Genomic DNA, 1633 nt, shown 5'->3' with positions numbered 1-1633 from the left:
GTGCCGGGGCGCTGAACGCCGGGCAGCGTGGTGTGCGTCACACCGTTTTCTGTCATGCCATAGCCTTCGACGATCGGCAGACCGAGTCGCTCGTACCAGCGCAGCAAATCGGGCGGCATCGGCGCCGCGGCGGCGAGCGCAAAGCGACATTGGCCGAGCCCGAGCGCGCCGAGCACTTTTTTCCCAACGAGGCCCTTGATGATCGGCAGCTTGAGCAAGCGTTGAAGCTTGGCTGCCGGCATCTTGGCGTGTACCCCTTGCTGGAACTTGACCCACAGCCGCGGCACCGAGAAGAACGCCGTTGGCCGCGCGCGCTGCAAGTCGGCGCCAAAACTTTCCAGAGTGTCGGCAAAGTACACATGCATGCCGCTGGCGAGCAGGCCATGCTCGACCACTACGCGCTCGGCAATGTGCGCCAGCGGCAGAAAACTGAGCATGCGCGAATCCGCGTCGAGCGGAATTCGCTGCCGGATTGCTCCGACCATCCAGGCCAGCGTGGCAAAACTGTGCATCACGCCTTTGGGCATTCCGGTAGTACCCGAGGTATACATGATGGTCGCCAGCTCCTCACCGCCGCGCGTTGGCTCACCATGTATCGGCGGCGTGCGGCTCACGATCGCGTCCCAGCCCAGGTAGTCGTTCGGCGGCGACAACGGAATACTGACGCAGGGCAGACCGGCGGGCACGCCGGATTTCATACCCTCCCAACCGTCGAGCTTGCCGACGAACAACAGCTTCGCCTCACTGTGCTCCAAGATCTGGCGTACCGTGCTGGCTGCGAGCGTCGGGTACAGCGGCACCGACACGTAGCCCGCCATCCAGATGGCGAAATCGCTCATCATCCAGTACGCGCAGTTTTTGGACAGGATTGCGATGCGGCTGCCCGGCGCATGACCCAGGCCTTTCAAATGCGCGGCCATGCGCCGCGTCTCGTCGGCCAACTGCACCCACGTGAAGTCGCGCATGACGCCGCCGCCCATCGGTTGGCTCAAGGCGATCCGGTCGGGACAGGTCTTCTCCCAGTGGTACAGGCGCTGCAGGGCCAGACGGTTTGAGGTTACGGCGGCAGAGGTGGGGGTAGTCATTGTGTGGTCTTTTTTTTCTCTCAGTAATCGAATCCGCCGGCTGAGTGTAAGGTTACACGCTGATAAGGCGGTAGACCGTGTCGATGAAGTTCAGCGATTGATAGTACAGGCCTGCGCTCCGCACTCAGTCTATAGCTTCGAACCCCCGGTTCACGTCCGCCGCCGTCATCGCACCATCAATCGTTCCAGATAGCGGGCGATCAAATCCACTTCGATGTTGACGGTAGTACCCGCCTCCAGGTCGGCGAGGGTCGTCGCCTGCAGTGTATGCGGGACCACGCTCACCTCAAACTCGCAACCGTCAACGACATTCACGGTCAGGCTAACGCCATCGACGCAGATCGAACCCTTGCGGGCGACATACCGCGCCAGCTCCCCGGGAACGGCGATCCTCAATTCCACGGACCGCGACGCCGGCCGATACGCCGCTACTGTGCCGACACCATCGACATGACCACTCACGAGGTGCCCGCCCAAGGGGGCGCTGAGCACGAGTGACTTTTCCAGATTCACGCGCGCTCCGGCCGCAAGCCGGCCGAGGGTCGTGC

The 1633-nt window shown here is 62.8% G+C and carries 2 protein-coding genes; both read right to left on the bottom strand.

What is annotated here, in order from left to right:
- The coding region (locus WAQ08_RS02405) for an AMP-binding protein (protein WP_422189042.1) at positions 1–1085 on the bottom strand (1085 nt) is incomplete at its 3' end.
- A gap of 165 nt (positions 1086–1250) precedes the next feature.
- The coding region (locus WAQ08_RS02400; RefSeq protein WP_422189041.1) for a riboflavin synthase at positions 1251–1633 on the bottom strand (383 nt) is incomplete at its 5' end.

It is taken from the genome of Aquabacterium sp., from assembly GCF_049274795.1.
In the GTDB taxonomy this organism is placed as follows: Bacteria; Pseudomonadota; Gammaproteobacteria; order Burkholderiales; family Burkholderiaceae_C; genus Aquabacterium.
This window is presented reverse-complemented; position numbering and strand designations above follow the sequence as displayed.